This is a genomic window from Bradyrhizobium sp. USDA 3240 (assembly GCF_054063295.1).
In genome coordinates this window covers 2478135-2498239 of record NZ_JBSSGD010000002.1, presented here as the reverse complement: position 1 = coordinate 2498239, position 20105 = coordinate 2478135, and the positions used below count along the sequence as shown (strand labels likewise).

The following is a 20105-nucleotide window of genomic DNA, read 5'->3' as shown; positions in this document are numbered from 1 at the left end:
GATCCTTGGATGCTGCCAAGCCGCGCAGCGATTTTGAAGCCGCGCAGCGAAGTCGAGCCGCGCGGCGACGGGATGCCGCGCGGCGTTATCCAGCTCTAGCCGGTCTGCCCGGTGCTCGCATTCGCAACGGCGCGCGCGACATTGGCGATCACCTCGTTGCACTTCTCCATCGGAGCACTTGCCCCGGTCAGGTAGACCGTCACCACGATCGGCTTGCGGCCGGGCGGCCAGAACACGCCGATGTCGTTATAGGTGCCGCGATCGCCGGTGCCGGTTTTGTCGCCAACCCGCCAATCCCGCGGCACGCCGGCGCGCAGCCTCGTGTCGCCGGTCTTGTTGGCGACCATCCAGTCGACGAGTTTCTGGCGCGAGGCGGGTTGCAGGACATCGCCGATCGCCACGCGCTGCAAGCTTTTCAGCATCGCAACCGGGCTCGTGGTGTCGCGCAGATCGCCCGGCACGGCTTCATTCAGCGCCACCTCCCAGCGATCGAGGCGGCTGACATTGTCGCCGATGGTGCGGAAGAAGCTGGTGAAGCCGGCAGGCCCGCCGATCTCGCGCAGAAGCAGGTTGGCGGCGGTATTGTCGCTGAGCGTGATGGCGGCCTCGCAGAGTTCGGACAGCGTCATGCTCGATCCGACGTGTTGCTTGGCCACCGGCGCGTAGGCCAAGATATCCTTGGCCTCAACCTGCACGCGCTGGTCGAGGCTGGATTCGCCGCGGTCGACCCGGTGCAGCACCGCGGCCGAAGCCAGCGCCTTGAAGGTGCTGCACATCGGGAACCGCTCGTCACCGCGCCGGCTCGCGCGCAATCCGGTCTCCATGTCGAGCGCGGCGACGCCGAGCCGGCCGCTGGTCGCGAGCTCAATGCGTGCAAATTCTTCCTGCAGCCGCTTTGCCGGCTCGCCTGGTCCCGCCGCCGCGCTCTGTCCTGCTACGGCGCTCTGTCCTGCTACGGCGCTCTGTCCTGCCGCGGCGCCTGGCCGCGGCAAAGTGCAGGAAACCGCAAGGCCCAGCGCGCGCAATCCGAATGTCCGTCTCGTCAGCATTTCTCGTCTCCGTTGGCGGCGCGAACCTGCCGGGCGGCGTGACGGAGCACAAACAATCATTTATACAACGAGGCATGAGGAAAACTTGGTCATGACGCCATGCGCCGGCACCTCCCGCTGAACGCGCTACGCGCCTTCGAGGCCTCCGCGCGGCTGTTGAGCTTCACCCGCGCGGGGCTGGAGCTGCGCGTGACGCAGACTGCGATCAGCCACCAGGTCAAGCAGCTCGAGGATACGCTCGGCGCGAGCCTGTTCCGCCGCCTGCCGCGCGGACTGGTGCTCACCGACGAAGGGCTGGCGCTGCTGCCGGTGCTGTCAGACGCGCTCGAACGGATCGGTGCGGCGATCGACCGCATCGAGGCCAAGGGCACGCGCGAGGTCGTCACCGTCGGCTGCGTCACGACGTTTGCGACCGGATGGCTGCTGCAGCGGGTCGATCGCTTCAAGCGCGCGCATCCCTATATCGACCTGCGCCTGCTCACCAACAACAACCGCGTCGACATCGCGGGCGACGGGCTCGATCTTGCGCTGCGCTTTGGCGACGGCTCCTGGCATGGCACCGAGGCGATCCACCTGCTGTCCGCGCCGCTCTCGCCGGTGTGCTGCGCTGACGTGGCGGGCCGATTGCGCAAGCCGTCCGATCTCACGCAGGAATTCTTGCTGCGCTCCTACCGCGCCGAGGAATGGCCGCTGTGGTTTGCGGTCGCAGGCGCGCCGTGCCCGAAAATCCAGGGACCGATCTTCGACAGTTCGGTTGCGATGGCCGAGGCCGCGGCGCGCGGCGTCGGCGTCGGGTTGGTGCCGATTGCGATGTTCAACAACGAGTTGGTGTCCGGCCGGCTGGTGCGGCCGTTCGCGGCCGAAGTGCCGGCGGGGTCCTATTGGCTGACCTGGCTGAAGTCGCGTGAGGTCACGCCCGGCATGCGCGCGTTTCGGGATTGGCTGCTGGAGGTGTTGCGGGCGGAGGTGAGTGAGAGCGAAGAGGTGAAGGATGCGCCGCACGTGCCTGCCGCGCGACCCAAGCGGAAAGCCAAAGCAAAGGCCAAGACAAAGACTGCGAAGAAGCGGCAACGCTAGTCGAAGTTCATCTAGCCCCGTCATCCTGAGGAGCCGCGAAGCGGCGTCTCGAAGGATGTACGGCCCGGCTGGTGGCCGTCGACCCTTCGAGACGCGCTTCGCGCTCCTCAGGGTGACGGTGAGGGAGCAGAGAGCGCTGCAGCCAGCTACGTGCTCGACCTGATCGAGCAGGGGCGCCGCCACCTACGCCAGATGGCACGCCACGGAATGCCCGTTGCTGCCTTCACGCAGCTCAGGTGCGGTCTGGCGGCAGCGCTCTTCGGCGATCGGGCAGCGGGTGTGGAAGTGGCAGCCTTTCGGTGGATTCATCGGGCTCGGCACGTCGCCCTTCAGACGGATGCGCAGCTTTTTCGCCTTGGGATCGGCCACCGGCACGGCCGACAACAATGCCTTGGTGTAGGGATGCTGCGGGTTGCGGTAGAGATCGCTGGCCTTGGCGAGCTCGACGATGCGGCCGAGATACATCACGGCGACGCGGTCGGAGATGTGCTCGACGACAGAGAGATCGTGGGCCACGAACAGATAGGTGAGGTTCAGCTCGGCCTGCAGATCCTCGAGCAGGTTGATGACCTGAGCCTGGATCGAGACGTCGAGCGCCGAGACCGGCTCGTCGCACACGATCAGCTTCGGCTCCAGGGTCAGCGCGCGGGCGATCGCGATGCGCTGGCGCTGGCCGCCGGAGAATTCATGCGGATAGCGCCGCATGTGCTCGGCCTTCAGCCCGACCTTGACCAGGAGGCGCGCGACGCGGTCCTCGCGCTCGCTGGCTGACGTCACGAGATTATGGATGATGAAGGGCTCGGCGAGGATCGCGCCGACCGTCATGCGCGGATTGAGCGAGGCGAACGGGTCCTGGAAGACGAGCTGCATGTTGCGCCGCATGGCGCGCAGGTCGCCGCCGCCGAGCCCGATCACGTTCTGGCCGTCGAACACGACCTCGCCTGAGGTCGGCTCGATCAGCCGCAGCACGCAGCGGCCGGTGGTCGACTTGCCGCAACCGGATTCGCCGACCAGCCCCAGCGTCTCGCCGCGGTTGACCGCAAACGACACGCCGTCGACCGCATAGACCTGCCCGACCTCGCGCGACAGGAGACCGCCGAGCACCGGAAAGTGCTTCTTCAGATTGCTGACGCGCAGCAGCGGCTCGCTCATGACGCGTCTCCGAGGTGGCAGGCCATGCGATGGCCGGGCGCGATCTGGCGCAGCCGCGGCTCCTGCTCGGTGCAGATGCTCATGGCGTGTTTGCAGCGGGAAGCAAACCGGCAGCCGGGCGGCGGGTTGATCAGGATCGGCACCGAGCCGCCGATCGTTTCCAGCCGGGTCTTGTGCTCGGCGTCGAGATCGATGCGCGGGATCGAGCGGATCAGGCCCTGGGTGTAGGGATGGCTCGGATTACCGAACAATTCGTCGACCGCCGCCTCTTCCACCACCTTGCCGGCATACATCACGACGACGCGCTGCGCGGTCTCCGCGACCACGCCCATCGCGTGGGTGATCAGCATCACCGCCATGCCGAGGCGCTCCTTCATGTCCTGCAGCAGGTCGAGGATCTGCGCCTGGATGGTGACGTCGAGCGCGGTGGTCGGCTCGTCGGCGATCACGAGCTTGGGCCGGCAGGCCAGCGCCATCGCGATCATCACGCGCTGCCGCATGCCGCCGGAGAACTGATGCGGATAGTGATGCACGCGGCCCGCGGCATTGGGGATCTGCACCAGCGTCAGCATCTCGATGGTGCGCTCGAGCGCCTGCTTCCTGGTCACCGCCTCGTGGCGGCGCAGGCTCTCGGCGATCTGCTCGCCGATCGTCAGCACCGGGTTGAGCGAGGTCATCGGCTCCTGGAAGATGAAGCCGATCTCCTTGGCCCTGATGTCGTCGAGCTGATGGCTGGTCAGCGGCGCCAGATCGCGGCCTTCGAACATGATCTCGCCTGCGACGATCTTGCCCGGCGGCATCGCGATCAGCTTCAGGATCGACATCGCGGTGACGGTCTTGCCGCAGCCGGATTCGCCGACCACGCAGAGCGTCTCGCCGCGGTTGATGCTGATGTCGACGCCGTCGACCGCCTGGACGATGCCGTCGTCGGTGGTGAAATGGGTTTTCAGGCCCTTGATGTCGAGCAGCGCCATCAGATCACCTTGCGGGCGTCGAGCGCGTCGCGCAGCCCGTCGCCGATGAAGTTGATGGCGACGACCGCGATGAAGATCGCGCCGCCCGGAAACAGCGCCCAGTGCGGGCCGATGTCGAGGAAGTCCTTGGCGTCATAGAGGATGCGGCCCCAGGTCGGCGTATCCGGCGGGAAGCCGAGGCCGAGGAACGAGAGCGTCGATTCCGCGATGATCGCGGCGGCGACGTCGATCGTACCGGCGATGATCACGGGTCCCAGCGCATTGGGCAGGATGTGGCGTACTACCTGCCGCACCGGGCTCGCGCCGAGCGCGCGCGCCGCCTCGACGAATTCCTTCTCGCGCAGCGACAGGAACTGGGCGCGCACCAGGCGGGCGACCGGCATCCAGCGCAGGCCGCCGATGACAAGCACGATCAGGATGAAGATGCCGCCTTCGGGACCGAACATGGCCTTGAGCCCGTCGCGGAACAGATAGATCAGCATCAAGAGCAGCGGCAGTTGCGGCAGCGACAGGAACAGGTCGGTCAGCCACATCAGCGCGTAGCCGAGCGGACCGCGCGACATGCCGGCGAGCGCGCCGATCAGCGTACCGACGAACACCGAGACCAGCATCGCGGCGAGGCCGACCGCAAGCGAGATGCGGCCGCCATAGATCATGCGGGCGAGCAGGTCCTGGCCGAGATCGTCGGTGCCGAACGGATGCGCCAGCGAGGGGCCCTGCATGCCTGCCACCACGTCGATGTCGCTCATCGAGACGCGCCAGATGAACGGGCCGATCACCACGGCCGCGATCAGCAACAGCAGCAGCACGGCGCTGACCACGGCCGGCCGGTGCCGGCGGTAGCGCCGCCAGGTTTCGCGCCAGGGCGAGTAGCCGCGCCGCTCAGCGGAAGGAGATGCGAGGGTCAAGCCAGCCATAGAGGACATCTGCAATCAGGTTGAAGAGCACCACGAGACACGCGAAGACGAAGGTCACGGCCATCACGACCGGCGTATCGTTGGCGAGGATGGAGGAAATCAGGAGCGAGCCGATGCCGGGAATCCGGAAGATCTGCTCGGTGACGATGGCGCCGCCGAACACCGCGGGCATCTGGAGCGCGATCAACGTGACCACCGGGATCATCGCATTGCGCATCACATGCTTGACGATCACCTTGGCCTGCCCGAGCCCTTTGGCGCGCGCGGTGGTGACATAGTCGAGCCGGATCACGTCGAGCATCGCCGAGCGCACGAAGCGGGTCATCGACGCCGCCTGGAACAGGCCGAGCACCATCACCGGCATGATGGCCTGCCGGATCATCTCCAATAGCCAGGGGATGCCGCTGCCGGGCACGTCGGTGTAGACGAAGGGCAGCCAGTCCAGCTTCACCGAGAACACCAGGATGAACAGGATGCCAGTGAAGAAGGTCGGCAGCGAGAAGCCGATGAAGGCAAAGGTATTGGCAAGCTGGTCGAACAGCGAATACGGCCGGGTGGCGGCATAGACACCGACCGGGATCGCAATCAGCAGCGCCAGCAGCTGCGCCGAGCCGATCACGTAGAGCGTGGTCGGCAGCCGCTGCAGGATCAGCGTGTCGACGTTGATCCGGCTGACAAAGGAGAAGCCCCAGTCGCCCTGCACCATCGCCGCAAGCCAATGCAGGTAGCGGAGATAGATCGGATCATCGAGACCGAACTTGGTGCGCAGCGCGGCCTGCACCTCGGGAGGCACGTTCGGATTGGTCGCGAGCTCGCTGAACGGATCGCCCGGCGCGAGCGCCAGCACGACGAACAGCACGACCGAAATCCCGAGCAGGCTCGGGATCGCGATCATCAGACGGCGCAGGATATACTGACTCATCGAGAGATCATCTGACTAACGCTCGCACCTTGAGCACGTTGATCTTGCTTCCAGTCGAAAGGCGAGCTTCACCCCGCGCCCCGCGTGCGGGGAGAGGTCGGAATCCAAGCACAGCTTGAATTCCGGGTGAGGGGGACTCTCCAAGAACTCATCTCGCACGGTATTTTCGGTTGGAGCCCCTCTCCCCGTAAGAACGGGCAGAGGGAGAACATGCACCCACTCAACTCCGAACCTGTCCCCGTGTCTCAGGTTTCGCGATACCAGTCTTGCAGATTGTCGGTCTGGTTGGCCCAGCCAGACAGCGCGGGCCGCAGCGTGTTGGAGCAGGCTTCCACCGCAAGCCGATGCATCACGGGGATCATCACCGTGTCCTGCCACATCAGATCGTTGCACTTGATGTAGAGATCCGCGCGCTTGATCGGATCGGTCTCGGTATCGGCGGCATCGACGGCGGCGTCGAAATCCTTGTTGACCCAGCGCGGGAAGTTCGGTCCCTGCCACTTGTTCTCCTTGGTAGAGACGTTGCGCGAATGATAGCGGCGCATGTGCAGGGCCGGATCGGGCTGCGTCATCGGGATCTGGAACATCTCGATATCGGCATAGAAATGCGCGTAGGTGTCGGGATTGGCGACGTCGGAGGAGAAGAACACCGAGGCCACCACCGATTTCAGCTCGACGTCGATGCCGGCCTTCTGGCAGGCCTGCTTGACGATCGCCTGGGTCTTCTGCCGCGGTCCGTTGATCGAGGTCTGGTACAGCAGCTTCAGCTTTTTGCTGTCCTTCTCGCGGATGCCGTCGGAGCCCACCTTCCAGCCAGCCTGCTCGAGCAGCGCGCTCGCCTTCTCGGCCGAGAACTCCCATTTGGTGTTCTTGGAGACGAACTCCTCGGGGCCGTTGAGATAGTTGGCGGTGGCGCGGCCGGCGCGGCCGTAGATCACCTTCTTGATGGACTCGCGGTCGACCAGCAGCGCCAGCGCCTGGCGCACGCGCGGGTCGGACAGGATCGGATGCTTGGTCTTCATCGACGAGCGTTCGCCATCGACCTCAGTGTTGGGGTCGGTGAAGTTGATGGCGATGAATTCGATATCGCCGCCGACGGCATAGAGCGTCTTGCCCTTGCCGCCCTTCTCCAGCCGCAGCAGCACCTCGTCCTCGACCTGGATATTCCAGGCGAAATCATATTCGCCGGTCTGAATCACCGCGCGCGCCGCCGACACCGCGTCGCCGCCGCCCTTCATCTCGATCGTGTCGAAATAGGGCCGGTTCGCCATGTGGTAGTCGGCATTGATTTCGCCGCGGATCAGGTCGCCCGGCTTGAATTCGATGAACTTGTAGGGTCCGGTGCCGACCGGCTTCAGATTGGTCGACGCCTCGCGCGACTTGCCGCCCTTGAATTCCGCGAACAGGTGTTTCGGAATGATGCAGCCATAGGCGCCGACGAACGCGTTGGCCCAGAACGGTGTCGGATCCTTGAACTTGATGCGGATCGTGAGGTCGTCGACCTTCTCCACGGTCATGCCGGCGTAAGTCGCACTCGAGACCGCGGCCGTCGCGGGATCGCTGGCATATTCCCAGGTGAAGACGACGTCGTCGGCGCTGAACGGTTTCCCGTCATGCCATTTGACACCGGGCTTGAGCTTCCAGACCACCGATTTGGCGTCGGCGGCGAGCCCGCCATTCTGGAGCGAGGGAATCTCGGCGGCGAGGATCGGGTTGAGATGGCCGTCGACGTCCCAGCTGGCCAGCGGCTCGTAGAAGATGCGCGAGCCGTCCTGGTCCTTGGTGCCGGTAGCGAAATGCGGATTGAGCAGGGTCGGGCCCTGCCACCACAACAGCTTCAGCGGACCGCCGCCGCCGCGCTTGGTCGGCTTGTAGGGGTTGGGGCTCTGCGCCATCGCGACGCCGCCGGTCGCCAGAATCTGGTTCGCCAACGGCGCGGTGACGCCGACGGCAATCATTCGCTTGACGAAGGCGCGGCGGTCCATCCGTCCGTCCCTTACGTCGTCGATCATCCCGCGCAGATTGTTATCGAACATTGTCCCCTCGGTCCGGCTCACGTGTGATTGCGGCGGGCCTTGGAACCGGCCGCCGTGCTGGCGGCAGATGCCACACCGAATGACCGCGAAGGTCAACGTCTCCAACGCCACAGGGCCTAGGTCTTTTGGCTATCGCTTGTGCAGAACCGCGCCGGGCCGCACATCGGTTCGGCATTTCGGTGCCAAAGCGCGGCTGCGCGCGCCTCGCAGTGCGGAAAATTTGTTCGTTATCCTTTGTTCCGAGATGCTTTCTTGCCACACGGACGCGCTTTCGCGCGAAGTGAATGCCGGCACGCGTCAAGAAACCGCGCCAAGACAAGAATCCCGTGCCCCGCTCCGGTCAAAATCGGAGCGGGAAAGGCGCTCGCCGGGCCGCGCATCGAAGCGCAGGCCCGGCCTGTTAGATGCGGCGCTTAGGCGACCGACATGTCCAACGGCGGTGCAACATTCGCCGGCAGCGGACTGACATAGGGCGTTCGGGTGGTCCGCTTCTTGAGGTCGGCCTTGGCGGCCGCGATCAGCTCAGGCTCCATCAACGCCTTGACGCCGAGGCCGGCCATCGCCTTGGCGGCCTGCACCATCGCCTTGTGCGCGGCCGGCGTCTTGCCCTGCGCCACAACCTGCCAGGTGTGGAACGGCGTGCCGATTGCAACCGTCGGTGCATGGACCTGCACCGTCGGCACCACCCAGCTGACGTCGCCGACATCGGTCGAGCCGACCAGCGGATTGCGCTTGGCGTCGATCGGCACCAGGAAATCGGCCAGCGGCCGCTCGGTCGGATCCATGCCGATCGCGTAGTAGACCGAGGCGATGTCCTTGTCGGTCAGGGTCGCGCGGATCTTGCCGGCGAAATCCTTGTCGGCATCGTCGAAATGCGGCGGGCCGAGATCTTCCATGATCCGGTGCAGCGTCTGCTCCAGCGGGGTGTTGGGCAGGATGTTGGAGACCGCGGAGATGATCTTCATCTCCATCTTGGTCTCGGTCATCAGGGCTGCGCCCTGCGCGATCTTGTTCACGCGCTCGACCAGTTCGTTCATGCCGGGCAGGTCGCGGGCGCGGATCGAATAGCGCACGCGGGCATGGGCCTGCACCACATTGGGTGCAATGCCGCCGGTGTCGAGCAGCGCGTAATGCACGCGGGCATCGCTCGGCATGTGCTCGCGCATATAGTTGACGCCGACATTCATCAATTCCACCGCATCGAGCGCGCTGCGGCCGAGATGCGGCGAGGCCGCCGCATGCGAGGTCCGGCCGGTGAAGATGAAATCGGCACGGGTGTTGGCGAGCGACGGCGTCACCGCCACCTCCCAGAAGCTGTGCGGATGCCAGGTGATGGCGATGTCGGCGTCCTCGAACGCGCCACAGCGCACCATGAAGGCCTTTGCCGCGCCACCTTCCTCGGCGGGACAGCCGTAATAACGCACCCGGCCCGGCACCTTGTTGGCGGCGAGCCAGTCCTTCACCGCGGTCGCGGCGAGCAGCGCGGAGGAGCCGAGCAGATTATGGCCGCAGCCATGGCCGTGGCCGCCGCTCTCGACCGGACGAGGTTCGGCGATGCCGGCCTCCTGGCTGAGGCCGGGCAGGGCGTCATATTCGCCGAGGAAGGCGATCACAGGTCCGCCCTCGCCCCATTCGCCCATGACAGCGGTCGGGATGTCGGCGAGGTTCTCGGTGATGCGGAAACCCTGGTGGCGCAGTTCGGCCAGATGTTCGGCGGATGAGCGCGCCTCGGTGTAGCAGACCTCGGGCATCGCCCAGACCCGGTCGCTCAATTCGATGAAACGCGGCTTGATCGTGTCGACGCCGCGCCAAACATCATTACGGTTGTCCATTTGCTCCGATCCTTAAAAAGCAATCTGAAGCACGAAAGGCTAGCAGCTTGGCGCGACGCCGCCTAGCTTGTCGCGGCAGACCAGCTTTTCGGCAGCGTCACGTCTCGGTGTGCGAGAAACATGTCTGCCGCGCCAAAACTGCTCTCGTTGGATGGACGCAATGCATATAGAGGCGCCACTCCGCCACGACCTTGCGCACAAGTGTCTGCCTTGAGCGATCGGCCTGCCTTCCTCTATGATATGGCTCGCGAGGACGTGGTCCGACCATGCATGATGCAATTCCGTCTCTGTTGCCGAGAAATCCGGGCCACCAGTTCGTGATCTATGCCGACGCCTGCTCCGGCATTCCCGGCGCGCTGCATGAGCGCACCTTCGCCTCGGTCAATAATGTAGTCCGCCGGCTCAATCCTGCACCCGAATTCATCCTCTTTCCCGGCGACGAGATCATCGGCCTCACCGCCGATGCCGACGCATTGCGTGCGCAATGGCGGCATTGGCTTGAGGTTGAGATGGCCTGGCTCGACCGGCGTGCGGTGCCGTTGTGGCACACGACCGGCAACCACACGACTTACGACGAGATGAGCGAGGCGGTGTTTCGCGAGGTGCTCAAGCTGCCGCGCAATGGTCCGCCCGGTCAGGAGGGTCTGTCCTACTGGGTCCGCCGCGACGATCTCCTGATGGTGTTCGTGCACACGCTGTGGAGCGGGCTGGGCGGCGAGGGCCATGTCGAGACCGATTGGCTGCAAGCAGTCCTCGCACAGCACAGGGATGCCAGGCACAAACTGGTGCTGGGTCATCATCCCGTGTACCCGATCAACGGCTTCAGCGGCAGCTATCAGCGCGAGATCGGCCACGAATACAGCGCGCGCTTCTGGGATCTCCTGGTCCGCGCCGGCGTGACCGCCTATCTGTGCAGCCACATCCTCGCATTCGATGTTCAGATCCATCGCGGCGTGCTGCAGATCTGCACCGCGGGCGCGGGCACCGCGCACCGGATGCCCGAGGGCGTCGAGTATCTGCATTGCGTGCAGGCGGCGCTCGATCAGGACGGCCTTCGCTATCAGGTGCTCGACACCGAGGGCGTCGTGCGCGAGCAGTTCGCGTGGCCGCTGCCGTCGCTCGACCACCTCGCGTGGTCGCCATTGCCGCACGGGACCAGCCCCGCGCCACTATCCGGAATGCCGGCGCCTGCGACGGTGGTCGCCCTGAAATTGTCGGGCCGCACCGCCGCGGGAAGCGCCGCGCCGCAGACGCTGCTCTGTACGCCGGTGCCTGACACCATCGCACCGCTCTGGCTCGGCCTGCGTGGGCCGAACCAGACGCTCACCTTGATCCTCGGGCGTGAACCCGGGCGTAGCCCGCACTATTGGGTCGGTCCCGATCTCGGTGACGAGCGGGATTTCGACCTCGACATCGCCTTCTATCCGGATATGGGGCCGGGTGGCGTACTGTGGCGACGCCGCGGCGACATCAGCTGGACGTCGTTCGCGGCGATATCGGCGACGGGGCTCGAGCGGTTGTCGTGGCCCGCGCTCTGGAGCGTCGGGTGCGGCGAGCGTGGACCGGACGACAGGCGATATGCCGGACCACGGCTCGACGTCGCTGCGACCGTGATCGCTTTGTCTTGAGCCATGGCCTTGAGCCAAAGTCGGCGGCGACCGCCCGGCTGATACGCGGAGCAAGGAAGCGGGTGGATTAGTCAGGCTTGTTCGGCTTGTCGCGTTCTGCGCTTTTCAATTCGCGATCGATCAGCGTGCAGACCCGCCGCTGCGCGAGCAAGCCGAGCCGCGCGCGCGTGGTGCCGTGCTTGATCTTGCCGTTGATTTCGAATGACCAGCTCCAGAGGTCAGGCTCGATGTTGGTGAGCGTGTATTGAATGTCCCGATGACGATCGATCAGCTTCTTCATGCCGTTTCTTCTTGTTGGCTGAAGATTGCATGGCGAGATCAAGAAGGCGTCTGTATCCGGACGACTACTTACACAATTGGTCTAAGTGTCCGCGCGACGGAATTTTTCGCACTCACTGAGTTGGGGCCTTGTCCAGTGGTTACGCAAGCTCGGGCAAATCTTGTCGCGAGAACGCGGAACTGTTTCCCATTCTCAACTGTCATCGCCCGGCTCGATGTTCAGCCCGGGGACATGACCGACGGGTGTTCGGAGACATAGCCGACACATCATAGTGCAGGGATTTGGCAAAGTGGGAGGCCAAGTCCATGCCATGGCGTGAGGTGTCGGTGATGGATCAACGGCGCGAGTTTGTACGGCTTGCGATGCAGGAGGGCGCGAACCGACGCGAGCTCTGCCGTCGGTTCAACATTCATCCCGACACGGCTTACAAGTGGCTCGCACGATGGCAGGCGGATCAGTCCGTCGCGGACCGATCGCGCCGGCCGCATTCGAGCCCAGGACGAACCGATTGCAAGCTCGAAGAGCGCATTTTGTCAGTACGCGATGCTCATCCGGCGTGGGGAGCTCGCAAGATCGCTCGCTGTCTGGAACGGGAAGGCTATCATGCGCCAGCAGTTTCGACGGTCCATGAGATCTTGCGTCGAGCAGGCCGCATCAAGCCTCCGCTCGGCGGCGCAGTGGCAAGCCAGCGTTTCGAGATGCCGGCCCCCAATCTGTTGTGGCAGATGGACTTCAAAGGCTGGATTCGGCTCGGCAATGACGCTCAATGCCATCCTCTGACCGTGGTCGACGACCACTCGCGCTATGATCTGTGCCTGCAGGCCTGCGCCGATCAACGCACCGATACGGTGCGTAGTCGCCTGGAGAAGACCTTCCGTCATTACGGTCTGCCGGAGGCCTTCTTCGTCGACAATGGCTCACCGTGGGGCGACCCTTCTGGCGAGCGGTGGACGCGGTTCTCGGTCTGGCTGCTCAAGCTCGGCATCGCGGTCATCCACAGTCGCCCCTATCACCCGCAAAGCCGTGGCAAGAACGAACGGTTCCATCGCACGCTCGCCGCTGAGGTCTTCGCGCTACGGCAGTTCCGTGATCTCGCGGAGACACAGCGCGCCTTTGACGCCTGGCGGGAGGTCTACAACTTCGAACGGCCGCATGAGGCGCTTGGACAGCAGGTGCCGGCCAGTCGATACCGGCCGAGCCAGCGGGCCATGCCCGATCGCTTGCCGGAGGTCGAATATGACAGCCACGAGATCGTGCGCCACGTCTCCACGACCAAGGCCTACATCAGCTTCAAGGGATGCCTTTGGAAGGTCCCGCAGGCCTTCCGCGGTGAGCGCCTTGCCATTCGCCCCTCGCCAAACAGTGCGCAATACGGGGTCTTCTTCGCCGCCCACCAGGTCGCTATCATTGATTTGGCGAGCGGAAAAAGTGTCGGCTATGTCTCCGAACACCCGTCGGTCATGTCCCCGGGCTGAACACTCGACCGGGCGATCCAGTACGCCGCGGCCTCTCGGCTCAATCGCTGGCGTCTCTGGAACACTGGATCACCCGCATGCGCGGGTGATGACACCGGAGGTGAGTGGCTTGAGATCCAATCGTCATTGCGAGCGAAGCGAAGCAATCCATCGCTCAACGCACGCGGGTGAATAGATTGTTTCGCTTCGCTCGCAATGACAGCAGAACGTGAGAACTCACAAATTGATCACCCCGCGCCGCGCCGCATGCGCCACCGCGTCGGTGCGGCCGGTGGCGTCGAGCTTGTCGCTCAGGGAGCCGACGTGAAACTTGGCGGTGTGGACCGAGATCCCGAGCCGCTGTGCGATCATCTTGTTGGATGCGCCTTCGGCCAGCAGCGCCAGCACGTCGAGCTCGCGCGGCGTCAGCTCGAAGTCGCCGCCGCCCGCGGTGTCCCGGTTGCGTGCGACGATCGTCGCCGTCGCCTGTTCACCCGGCGCGGCAAGCCGCAGGCCGGCGACGCTGCCGAGCAACGTCGCCAGCCGGTCGGCGAGGGCGGGATCGTCGATCTCGAGTGCGATGACGATGTCGGAGGCAGGCTCGCTGCTCACGTCTCAGGCCTTTCGCCGACCGTCACCTTGAAGTTCAATGGCTCGCCGCCGCGATGCACGGTGAGCTCAACGACGCTGCCGACGCTCTGCGGTCCGAGACCGCGCGACAGCGCCCGCACGCCCGACAGTTTCTCGCCGTTGACGGCAATGATCACGTCGCCCTGGCGGATGCCGGCGGCGGCCGCGGGGCCGGCCTTGTCGACATTCATCACCATTGCGCCGAGGCCGTCGTCGAGACGGACCGGCTGCAGCCCGACGCCGAGATATCCGCGCGCGATGCGGCCGCTCTTCTCGAGCTGGGCCGCGACCCGCTCGATGGTCGCGGCAGGGATCGTCAGCACGCGGCGCGGGCCGAGCACCGCCATGCCGAACGGCGCACCTGCGGCGTTCAGCGCCAGCCCGCCCTGCTGGCTGTGTCGCAGCCGGACGTCGAGCTCGATCCGCGCGTCGATCTCGCCGCCGCGCAGGCTGCGCCAGGCGGCGCCGGACCGGGAGACCATGCCGAGCCGCGCAATCGGCGCGCCGCGGTCGGCTGCGACGATCACCGCGAGCGATCCGAGCGCTGGGATTTCGGTCGACAGCTTGATCGGCGCGACGTCGCCATCGACGCGCAGCAGCGCGATGTCGGTGGTGTGGTCGCGTCCGGCGACAACGGCTTGCCTGCGGCTACCGTCGGCAAACTGGATTTCGACCTCGCCCTCGTCGGCGAGCGCTTCGTCCGCAGTGACGATCAGGCCGGTCTTCCAGACGAAGCCGGAGGCGCGCGCGCGATGCGAATGTACGGAGACGATTGCAGGCGCCGCGCGCGCAATGGTCTCGGAAAGGGCTGATGACAGCGAGGCGAGTGTGGTCGGTTCGGTCATGGGAAACTCCGTTGGCTTCCCCCAATCTGGGATGTTGCGGCCGGCGATGAAACTGGCCGGATGGGCAGGGCGCGGCCCTGCCGATCGGAACCGCCGCTCAACTCAGCCGGCGCAGCGTTGCCCTCGGGCTTTCGCCGAACTTGGCGCGGTAGGCGCTTGCCATCCGGCTCAGATGGGTAAAGCCGAGATCGAACGCAATATCGACGATGCGTTCGCCCGGCCGTGCCGTCTTGAGACGTGCGCTGAGATGGGCGAGGCGGATGTCGAGCAGCATCTCGGACACGGTGGTGCCGAAGTGACGGCGGAAGCCGAGTTGCAGCGCGCGGACGCCGGTGCCCGCGATTTCCGCAAGCTCGACGAGATCCAGCGGCTCGGTCGCGCGGGTCTCGAGGTAAGCCCGCACGCGCTTCAGCGCCGCCGGCTGGGCTTCGGTGCGGCCGTTGAAGACGTCGATCGCCGAACTCAGGCTGTGCCGCTGCTCGTTGAGCAAAACATTGAGGAACGACTCGCGCCAATCGGCGGCCGCGACCGCGGATAAGGATTTGTGCGGCTCGAGCTGCTCGGCTGTCGCCACGAGCGCCTCGATCCTGGCGGAGAGCGTCTCGCCGAGCTGCCCGCTCAGCGCGACGGCCGGATCGAACTCGACCGGCTGGACCGCGACGCCGCCAAGCGCTGCCGCGCGATGCTCGACCAGCTTGCGATCGAGCAGCAGGATGAGCTGGGCGCAGTCGTCGCGCCAGGTCATTTCGGTCGGAATCGTCGGCGACAGCAGTGAGGCGCAGTGTTGCGGCCCGGTGGTGAGCTCGCGCGCGGCGGTCCGCACCGCGGCCGAGCCGGACAACGGCATCTGCAACAGGAAGAAGCGGTCGAGGCAACCCGGGTTGATCGCGACCGATCCACCATAGGCTACATAGTTGATCGAGAAGCCGTCGAACCCGGCGCAATTGTGGTGCGCGGAAAAATCGCGCTCCGAACGATCGACCGGCGTCAGATCGTGCGGACAGAAGATGCGGCCGATCGCTTCAGCCGCGTCGTCGACGCGATCAGTCGCGACGCGCGCGAAATCCTTGAGCCTTGCCCTTGTCGAGCTTGTCCTTGCCGAAACCTCGTTGCCAACAGCTGTCACGCCGGCCGTCCGGAGTTGTTTGAGGTCTAAAATATCAGGCAGCCTAGTGCATCCGCCGGCAAAGGGGAACGCCGTTTCGTCGCGCAATCTGCCCGATCGACAGTCAGGAAGATGCGAAGGCATTGGGCAGATGTCGCCGGCCCGGCGCTCCCGCATTGCAGCATGGTCGCGCCGGCTGCGGATTCGTTTATCGGCTAGACAGCCTCACCGGCTGGCGACAGGCTCCGTGTCGGCAATACGCATCCAAAACTGGAGAGGCTGACATGGGCACGCTCGAAAAAGGCATTACCCGAACCGGCACCGGCTACGGCGGCAAGACCTGGAATATCCTGGGCCAGGTCTACTATCCGAAGGCGATCACCGACTCGACCTTCGCGTTCGAGACCAACAGCGATCCCGGCCAGTTCGTGCCGGTCCACATCCACCCGACCCAGGACGAATTCATCCTGGTGCAGGAAGGCGTGCTCGACCTCAAGCTCGACGGCGTCTGGGTGCAGGCCAAGGCCGGCGACCTCGTGCGCATGCCGCGCGGCATCCCGCACGGCTATTTCAACAAGTCCGACAAGCCGGCGCGGGCGCTGTTCTGGGTGTCGCCGATGCAGAAGCTCGAGGCGCTGTTCGAGAAGCTGCACAATCTGCAGGACCCGGTCGAAGTGGTGCGCATTTCCGCCGAGCACGAGGTGGACTTCCTGCCGCCGGAAGCCAACGAGTAGGCCGACTAAACACAATACGCACGTGAGGCGGCAATCGCCGGAGTTGGCTCCGGCGATGACGGGGATACGTGCGCTTAGGGAAATGGGCTTGTTCATTCATCGCGGAGACGTTTCATGGTCAAGCAAAAGCATGTGTGCGTCATCGGCGCCGGCATTTCCGGGCTCGCCGCCGGCAAGGCCTTTGCCGGTCGCGGCCACAAGGTGACCATCATCGAGCGCAGCGGCGATCTCGGCGGGGTCTGGGAGCCGGCGCGCTCTTATCCCGACGTGCAGACCCAGAGCCCGAAGGAACTCTATCGCTACACCGACAAGGCGATGCCGGAATCCTATCCGGAATGGCCGAAGGGTCCGCAGGTCCATGCCTACCTGCGCGACTACGCGCGCAGCCATGGGCTCGACGGCGCAATGCGGTTCGACACCAGGGTCGAAGACATGAAGCGTCGCGCCGACGGCAAACCCGGCTGGACGCTCGAACTACGCTCGACCGACGGCGCTACGGGGCACGAGGATTTCGATTTCGTCGCGGTCTGCACCGGACAATTCAACGAGCCGCAGTCGCTGCCGCTTTCCGGCGAGGACGGGTTCAAGGCGCAGGGCGGCCACATCCTGCACTCGTCGCAGTACAGCGATCCTGATCTCGCCAAGGGCCGCAAGGTAGTGGTGCTCGGCGGCTCCAAATCGGCGACCGACATCGCTGTGAATGCAGTCAATTCGGGCGCCAGCGAAGTCACCATCGTGTTTCGCGAGCCGGTCTGGCGAATTCCCTATTTCGTCGGCGGCCTCGTCAACTTCAAGCGCATCCTCTACATCCGCGCCCAGGAGCAGATGTTCGCAAGCTGGGGCATCGGTCCGATGGCGCGCCTCGCCCATGTCGTGGCGAAACCTTTCGTCTGGGCGAACTGGCGCGGGCTCGAGAGCATGCTGAAGATGCAGCTCAAGCTGAAGCAGTGCGGCATGGTGCCGAAGGAGCGGATCGAGGACGGCGTCAACTGCTCGGTGCCGATCGCGACCCCCGGCTTCTATCCGATGGTTGCCGATGGCCGGATCAAGGCGGTGCAGGGTACTTTCGATCACTATGAGGGCAAGACCATCGTGATGAGCGGCGGCCAGCGCGTCGCGGCCGACGTCGCGGTGCTCGCGATCGGCTACAAGCTCGGTGTGCCGTTCCTGCCTCAGGAGTATCAGACCAAGCTGGTCGAGCCCGACGGGCAATATCGGCTCTACCGGCTGATCGCCAATCCCGATTTGCCCGACATGGGATTTGTCGGGTTCAATTCGAGCTTCTGCACCGTGCTGTGCGCGGATCTCGCCGCGAACTGGCTGGTGCGCTACGCCGACGGCCAGCTCGCACGGCAGCCGAGCGCGGCCGAGATGCACGACAACATCGCGATGATGCTGAACTTCAAGCGCGTCGAGCGTCCGGCGGCGGGCGTCTATGGCGGGCTGTGCGTCGCGCCCTACCACTTCAAGCATTTCGACGAGCTGTTGGCGGACATCGGCACCAAGGCGTCGCGTCGCAACCCGCTCGTCGAAAAGTTCACGCCGCCGGACGCGGACGCTTATGCGCGCTTCCTTGCGACCGCGCCGGAGTACAAGGCCGTGGCTTAATCGCGGCCGGCGTCGAGGAAGGCCTGCGCCAGGCGCTCCGGATTGGAGAAGCACAGCTCGTGGCTGCCCGGCACCTGGACCAGGCGGAATAGCCCGAGCTTCTCCGACAGCCGCGGATGCCAGGGCAGGCCGTGCGGCATCGCGGTATCCTCGGTGCAGTTGACGTAGGACTTTGCGATCGGCATCTCGGCCGGATTGGTCCGCAACGCGATCTTGTCCTGGAAAGTCTTCAGCGGATGCGGGTTGAGTTTGTCATAGGCCCGCTGCGCCGTCTCGAGGTCGGCGTCGTTGATGAAGGCCTCGCGCCAGATCGGGAACGGCAGCACCACCGAGCCGTCGCCGCGCTCGGCATGGATGGCATCGAACAGGCCGCGATAGTGCGGCGGCACCATGTCGTTGAGGCATTCGCCATCGTTGGGCACGAAGGCGTTCCAGTACACCAGCCGGCGGATGCGGTTGGCGGCGGCATCGGCAACGCCCGTGATGACCATGCCGCCATAGCTGTGCCCGACCAGCACGATGTCATTCAGATTGTGCTCGGCGAGATAATCCACGATGGACTGGATGGCCTCGGCAAGGCCGGAGTCCTTGCGGTCGCCGGGCCGGTTGCCCTTGATGGTCGGGGTGTGGACGACATGGCCGGCCTTGCGGATCGCAGCCGCAATCGGCTCAAGCTCGGCGCCGGTATGCCAGGCACCATGGACGAGAACATAGGTCGACATGTTGTACCTCTCTCTGTGGTTTGGTTAGATCGATTGCGCGGTTCGGACGGTCGGCCATACGCGCTGACGTCATGCAATTCCTGATGGATATTGACCCGGGGCCACGGAACGCGCTTGGCTGTAACCGAACCGGATTGGGCTCGGAGTGAACTGATGCAGCAAATCGCCGCCGCGGATCGCTGGCGCAGGCTGAGCTGGAATACCGCGGACACACGGCCGGGCGAGCAGTTCGCTTATTATCGCGAGGCGATCTGCCAGGCCTTCATGAACCTGACGCCGGAGCCGCCGGCGACGCCGGGCTTCGTGGCCCGGGTCGAGACCGTTGGGCTCGGCGACGGCGCGGTCAACCGGGTCAGTTTCCCGGAGCATGTCGTGCGGCGCTCGGCCGCCGATATCGCCGCGTCCACACGGCGCTGCTACTACCTCAATCTCAAGCTGGCCGGCCGCTGCCGCATCCAGCAGGCCGGGCGCGAGGTCAGCCTGTCGCCGGGCCAGGTCGGAATCTTCGACAGCGGACAGCGCTTCTCGCTGCTGCACGACCGCGGCCCCGCGCTGCAGGTCGCCTCGTTCTGGGTGCCGGCCGAGGCGCTCGATGAGCGGCTGCCGTCGGCGCCGGAGGTCGCCCCGGCGCGGGTATCAGACGACCCGTTCGTCGGCCATCTCATCGCGGAGACGGCGCAGGTGCTGAACAATTCGGCGCTCCGCGCGTCTGACACGGATAACGCTCGGCTGTTCGGCGTGCTGCTTGACCTTGTCGCGCTCAGCCTGTCGCGGACCGGTCGCGCGGGCGTAGCCGAGAGCGCGGGTCTTGCTGATGCGACGTGGCTCGCGCTGCGCCGTGCCGTGGACCGCAGGCTGCGCGAGCCCGGCTTGGGCGTAGCCGCCATCGCGGCCGGGATCGGCATCAGCGAGCGCTACGTCCACAAGCTGTTCGAGCGCGCCGGCACCACATTCGCCAGCCATGTGATGGACCGTCGCCTCGATGGTGCGGCGCGCGACTTGAAGGATCCCGCGATCGCCGGGCGGGCGATCGGCGACATCGCGTTCGACTGGGGCTTCTCCGATCTGTCGCATTTCACCCGGCGCTTCCGCCATCGCTTCGGCTGCACGCCGCGCGACTGGCGCCGCGGCTGACCAACC

General features: G+C 65.3%; 18 protein-coding genes. 6 read left to right on the top strand and 12 right to left on the bottom strand.

Features of this window, described 5'->3' with window-relative positions:
• Positions 1-95: 95 nt before the first annotated feature.
• Positions 96-1049, bottom strand: coding sequence for a class A beta-lactamase (gene bla / locus ACVIGA_RS12525; protein WP_456666624.1), 954 nt, complete (start codon positions 1047-1049; stop codon positions 96-98).
• Between the two features lie 99 nt (positions 1050-1148).
• Here bla and ACVIGA_RS12520 point away from each other — a divergent pair, with 99 nt between their 5' ends.
• On the top strand, positions 1149-2126 hold the full coding sequence (locus ACVIGA_RS12520) for a LysR substrate-binding domain-containing protein (protein ID WP_456666623.1): 978 nt from the start codon (positions 1149-1151) through the stop codon (positions 2124-2126).
• Between the two features lie 183 nt (positions 2127-2309).
• Here the strand turns inward: ACVIGA_RS12520 and ACVIGA_RS12515 are convergent, their stop codons facing one another.
• From ACVIGA_RS12515 to ACVIGA_RS12490, 6 genes are all read right to left on the bottom strand, one after another.
• Entirely contained in the window at positions 2310-3278 is a 969-nt protein-coding gene (locus ACVIGA_RS12515; RefSeq protein ID WP_342709510.1) for an ABC transporter ATP-binding protein, read from the bottom strand.
• On the bottom strand, positions 3275-4255 hold the full coding sequence (locus tag ACVIGA_RS12510; protein ID WP_456670793.1) for an ABC transporter ATP-binding protein: 981 nt from the start codon (positions 4253-4255) through the stop codon (positions 3275-3277). The genes ACVIGA_RS12515 and ACVIGA_RS12510 overlap by 4 nt, the downstream gene beginning before the upstream one ends.
• Positions 4252-5169, bottom strand: a complete 918-nt coding sequence (locus ACVIGA_RS12505) for an ABC transporter permease (RefSeq protein ID WP_223977373.1) — start codon at positions 5167-5169, stop codon at positions 4252-4254. Before ACVIGA_RS12505 ends, ACVIGA_RS12510 begins: the two co-directional genes overlap by 4 nt.
• A complete protein-coding gene (locus tag ACVIGA_RS12500; RefSeq protein WP_342726821.1) occupies positions 5135-6091 on the bottom strand; it encodes an ABC transporter permease in 957 nt (318 codons plus the stop codon). Before ACVIGA_RS12500 ends, ACVIGA_RS12505 begins: the two co-directional genes overlap by 35 nt.
• A gap of 245 nt (positions 6092-6336) precedes the next feature.
• Positions 6337-8127: a peptide ABC transporter substrate-binding protein gene (locus ACVIGA_RS12495; protein WP_456666622.1), complete on the bottom strand. Its 1791-nt coding sequence runs from the start codon at positions 8125-8127 to the stop codon at positions 6337-6339.
• A gap of 413 nt (positions 8128-8540) precedes the next feature.
• Positions 8541-9959 carry a M20 family metallopeptidase gene (locus ACVIGA_RS12490; protein WP_223977379.1) on the bottom strand — a complete coding sequence of 473 codons (1419 nt, stop codon included), beginning with the start codon at positions 9957-9959 and terminating at the stop codon, positions 8541-8543.
• 266 nt (positions 9960-10225) lie between these two features.
• Here ACVIGA_RS12490 and ACVIGA_RS12485 point away from each other — a divergent pair, with 266 nt between their 5' ends.
• Positions 10226-11587, top strand: a complete 1362-nt coding sequence (locus ACVIGA_RS12485; protein ID WP_456666621.1) for a metallophosphoesterase family protein — start codon at positions 10226-10228, stop codon at positions 11585-11587.
• 67 nt (positions 11588-11654) lie between these two features.
• Here ACVIGA_RS12485 and ACVIGA_RS12480 read toward each other — a convergent pair whose 3' ends face one another.
• Positions 11655-11867 (bottom strand): hypothetical protein, encoded by a 213-nt coding sequence (locus ACVIGA_RS12480; RefSeq protein ID WP_456666620.1) that lies wholly within the window; start codon positions 11865-11867, stop codon positions 11655-11657.
• 305 nt (positions 11868-12172) lie between these two features.
• On the opposite strand from ACVIGA_RS12480, the gene ACVIGA_RS12475 reads away from it, so the two are divergent.
• Complete coding sequence (locus tag ACVIGA_RS12475) at positions 12173-13342, top strand: IS481 family transposase (protein ID WP_456666619.1); 1170 nt, start codon at positions 12173-12175, stop codon at positions 13340-13342.
• A gap of 216 nt (positions 13343-13558) precedes the next feature.
• Here ACVIGA_RS12475 and ACVIGA_RS12470 read toward each other — a convergent pair whose 3' ends face one another.
• The 3 genes from ACVIGA_RS12470 to ACVIGA_RS12460 form a co-directional block, all read right to left on the bottom strand.
• Positions 13559-13933 (bottom strand): response regulator transcription factor, encoded by a 375-nt coding sequence (locus ACVIGA_RS12470; protein WP_456666618.1) that lies wholly within the window; start codon positions 13931-13933, stop codon positions 13559-13561.
• Entirely contained in the window at positions 13930-14796 is an 867-nt protein-coding gene (locus ACVIGA_RS12465) for a S1C family serine protease (RefSeq protein WP_456666617.1), read from the bottom strand. Before ACVIGA_RS12465 ends, ACVIGA_RS12470 begins: the two co-directional genes overlap by 4 nt.
• A 97-nt stretch (positions 14797-14893) precedes the next feature.
• Positions 14894-15922 carry an AraC family transcriptional regulator gene (locus ACVIGA_RS12460; RefSeq protein WP_456666616.1) on the bottom strand — a complete coding sequence of 343 codons (1029 nt, stop codon included), beginning with the start codon at positions 15920-15922 and terminating at the stop codon, positions 14894-14896.
• A 263-nt stretch (positions 15923-16185) separates the two neighbouring features.
• Here ACVIGA_RS12460 and ACVIGA_RS12455 point away from each other — a divergent pair, with 263 nt between their 5' ends.
• A complete protein-coding gene (locus ACVIGA_RS12455; protein WP_456666615.1) occupies positions 16186-16635 on the top strand; it encodes a cupin domain-containing protein in 450 nt (149 codons plus the stop codon).
• Between the two features lie 114 nt (positions 16636-16749).
• Positions 16750-18243 (top strand): flavin-containing monooxygenase, encoded by a 1494-nt coding sequence (locus tag ACVIGA_RS12450; protein ID WP_456666614.1) that lies wholly within the window; start codon positions 16750-16752, stop codon positions 18241-18243.
• On the opposite strand, the gene ACVIGA_RS12445 is transcribed toward ACVIGA_RS12450, so the two are convergent.
• Complete coding sequence (locus ACVIGA_RS12445) at positions 18240-18965, bottom strand: alpha/beta hydrolase (protein ID WP_456666613.1); 726 nt, start codon at positions 18963-18965, stop codon at positions 18240-18242. The two genes, ACVIGA_RS12450 and ACVIGA_RS12445, sit on opposite strands and share 4 nt — an antisense overlap.
• A 153-nt stretch (positions 18966-19118) precedes the next feature.
• Between ACVIGA_RS12445 and ACVIGA_RS12440 the strand changes: the two genes are divergently transcribed.
• Complete coding sequence (locus tag ACVIGA_RS12440) at positions 19119-20099, top strand: helix-turn-helix domain-containing protein (protein ID WP_456666612.1); 981 nt, start codon at positions 19119-19121, stop codon at positions 20097-20099.
• Positions 20100-20105: the final 6 nt, after the last annotated feature.

Coding starts and splice junctions, on each gene's coding strand:
- ACVIGA_RS12465 (WP_456666617.1), bottom strand. CDS start 14,796: ATGACCGAACCGACCACACTCGCCTCGCTGTCATCAGCCCTTTCCGAG.
- bla (WP_456666624.1), bottom strand. CDS start 1,049: ATGCTGACGAGACGGACATTCGGATTGCGCGCGCTGGGCCTTGCGGTT.
- ACVIGA_RS12520 (WP_456666623.1), top strand. CDS start 1,149: ATGCGCCGGCACCTCCCGCTGAACGCGCTACGCGCCTTCGAGGCCTCC.
- ACVIGA_RS12490 (WP_223977379.1), bottom strand. CDS start 9,959: ATGGACAACCGTAATGATGTTTGGCGCGGCGTCGACACGATCAAGCCG.
- ACVIGA_RS12475 (WP_456666619.1), top strand. CDS start 12,173: ATGCCATGGCGTGAGGTGTCGGTGATGGATCAACGGCGCGAGTTTGTA.
- ACVIGA_RS12440 (WP_456666612.1), top strand. CDS start 19,119: ATGCAGCAAATCGCCGCCGCGGATCGCTGGCGCAGGCTGAGCTGGAAT.
- ACVIGA_RS12445 (WP_456666613.1), bottom strand. CDS start 18,965: ATGTCGACCTATGTTCTCGTCCATGGTGCCTGGCATACCGGCGCCGAG.
- ACVIGA_RS12515 (WP_342709510.1), bottom strand. CDS start 3,278: ATGAGCGAGCCGCTGCTGCGCGTCAGCAATCTGAAGAAGCACTTTCCG.
- ACVIGA_RS12455 (WP_456666615.1), top strand. CDS start 16,186: ATGGGCACGCTCGAAAAAGGCATTACCCGAACCGGCACCGGCTACGGC.
- ACVIGA_RS12480 (WP_456666620.1), bottom strand. CDS start 11,867: ATGAAGAAGCTGATCGATCGTCATCGGGACATTCAATACACGCTCACC.
- ACVIGA_RS12450 (WP_456666614.1), top strand. CDS start 16,750: ATGGTCAAGCAAAAGCATGTGTGCGTCATCGGCGCCGGCATTTCCGGG.
- ACVIGA_RS12500 (WP_342726821.1), bottom strand. CDS start 6,091: ATGAGTCAGTATATCCTGCGCCGTCTGATGATCGCGATCCCGAGCCTG.
- ACVIGA_RS12505 (WP_223977373.1), bottom strand. CDS start 5,169: ATGGCTGGCTTGACCCTCGCATCTCCTTCCGCTGAGCGGCGCGGCTAC.
- ACVIGA_RS12495 (WP_456666622.1), bottom strand. CDS start 8,127: ATGTTCGATAACAATCTGCGCGGGATGATCGACGACGTAAGGGACGGA.
- ACVIGA_RS12485 (WP_456666621.1), top strand. CDS start 10,226: ATGCATGATGCAATTCCGTCTCTGTTGCCGAGAAATCCGGGCCACCAG.